Source organism: Brevundimonas sp. (assembly GCF_031082345.1).
Taxonomy (GTDB): domain Bacteria; phylum Pseudomonadota; class Alphaproteobacteria; order Caulobacterales; family Caulobacteraceae; genus Brevundimonas.
The window spans coordinates 1-1,993 of sequence record NZ_JAVHLH010000363.1 but is presented as its reverse complement, the minus strand read 5'-3'; the positions used below and the strand labels follow the sequence as shown (position 1 = coordinate 1,993).

The following is a 1,993-nucleotide window of genomic DNA, read 5'->3' as shown; positions in this document are numbered from 1 at the left end:
CCTCCCTTCTGCGCCTGGCGATGGTGCTTGGCCTGATGATGGGCATTCTGAAGGCCGTCTTTGACTTCAACGTCGGCAAGATCCTGCGCTGGTTCCTGATCGCGTTCATCACCTATGGCGTCCTCTGGGTGCCGAAGGTGCAGGTCCACGTCACCGACGTCTTCAACCCGAGCCTAACGGGTGCGGACGTGGCCAACGTGCCGCTTGGGGTCGGCATGACGGCCAGCCTGACGAGCCGGGTCGGAAGCCGGGTCATCACCCTGACGGAACAGGCCTTCGGGGATCCGGAGGACAACCGATACTCCAAAACGGGAATGATCTACGGCGCCAAGGTGTTCGAACGGCTGCGCACCGCCCAGATCGCGGACCCGCGCTTCGACGGAAACCTGCGGAACTTCATCCGGGGCTGCGTCTATTACGACATCCTCGACGGCCACTATTCGGCCGGCGAGCTGGCGCGCCAGAATGATCTCTGGGTCTACATCACCCAGACCAAGGGAACGAACCCGGGGCGGTCAGTCGAGTATACGGGCGGGACGGGGGTGAGGGAGATTGTCTCCTGCCCGGTGGCCGCCTCGCGGATGAACGGCGAGTGGGCGGCGACGATTCAGTCCTCGATGCGCCTTTTCGAGCGCCGGTCGCGGCCTGACCTGCCTGAGGCCCAGCTGCAGACCGCCCTGATGTCGGAAATGGGTACGCTGCACCCGATCATGGTTGGGGCGGCGCGCGACGCGACGTCGACCTTCCAACAGGTGCTGATGGCCAACTCAATCCGCCGCGGCGTGACGGGCTTCGCGGCCGAGGCGGGCGGGGAGTCGATGGGCGCGCTGGCCGAGACGCAGGCCGAAGTGCAGACGCGCAATACGCAGTCCCTCCTGGGGGGAGTCGCGGAGAAGGCGATCGTCATTCTCCGTGTCGTGGTGGATCTGTTGTTCATCGGGATGTTCCCGATCCTCTTTCCGGCCTTCCTCTTGCCGGCCCTCGGGCCGCGCATGGTCCAAGGCTACCTGACAGGCTTCCTCTATCTTCAGCTCTGGGGGCCCATGTATGTGATCGTCCACAAGATCGCGATGGGGAACGCGGCCGCCAAGACGCAGGCCGCCGCCTACATCCCCGACGTGGCGCAGGGGATCAAGATCGCCAACTTGGAAGCGATCAGCTCGGTGAACGCGGACATTGCCGCCGTCGCCGGCGTGATGACCATGATGATCCCGGTCCTGGCCGGGATGCTGACGCGCGGAGCGATGGCGGTTGGCGGACAAGGCGAAGCCCTGCTCTCACAGTTCAGAAGCGGCGCCGAGGCCGCGGGCGCAGCCGCAACGACTGGAAACCTGTCGTTCGGCAACACGGCCTTCGAGAACCACTCCTTCAACAACCTGTCGGGCAACCGGCAGCACACCTCGCTGGACGTCGACCAGGGCAATTATCGCTTTGTCGATCAGAACCTCAACCGGGTGGAGATGGGCGCCGGCGGCGCGATGACGCTGACGACCTCGATGTCGAACACGGCGGCCAACCTGCGCATGTCCGAAGGGATCAGCGCGGCGGCCGTAGAGGCGGCTTCCACGCGGCGGGAGGAGAGCCAGGCGCTGCGCCAATCCTACACCGAGGGCTGGCAGCGGACGAGGGCCGAGGGGGTCGAGGCGGTCAACAGCTGGCTGGATGCGCGAACGAACAACCGCACGGTCGGAAGCGAACAGCGCGAAACCCACGGCTCGATGTATCAGGTCATGGACCAGGTCTCGGAGAGCCTTCAACGGACACACGGCTACGATCGCAAGACTGCGCAGGAGGCGACCGCGCGCGCCGCGCTGGAAGGCTACGCCGACGCCAGTGTCGGGGCGAAGGCCTTTGGTACAGGGGTGACGGGCGGGGTCCGTGCGAGCGCGTCGGTTTCGGCCTCGGCGAGTGCAAGCGCGTCCGAAACGGAGGCGCTCAACGCGGCCCGTCAGACGCTCTCGTCTCAGGGCTTTACGGATCGGGTCGATCGCAC

Annotated in this window: 1 protein-coding gene; it reads left to right on the top strand. The window is 65.7% G+C overall.

Annotated features, from left to right (window positions below):
• Positions 1 to 1,993 (top strand): conjugal transfer protein TraG N-terminal domain-containing protein (locus tag RDU12_RS15315; RefSeq protein WP_308685499.1); only part of this gene is annotated, 1,993 nt, incomplete at both ends.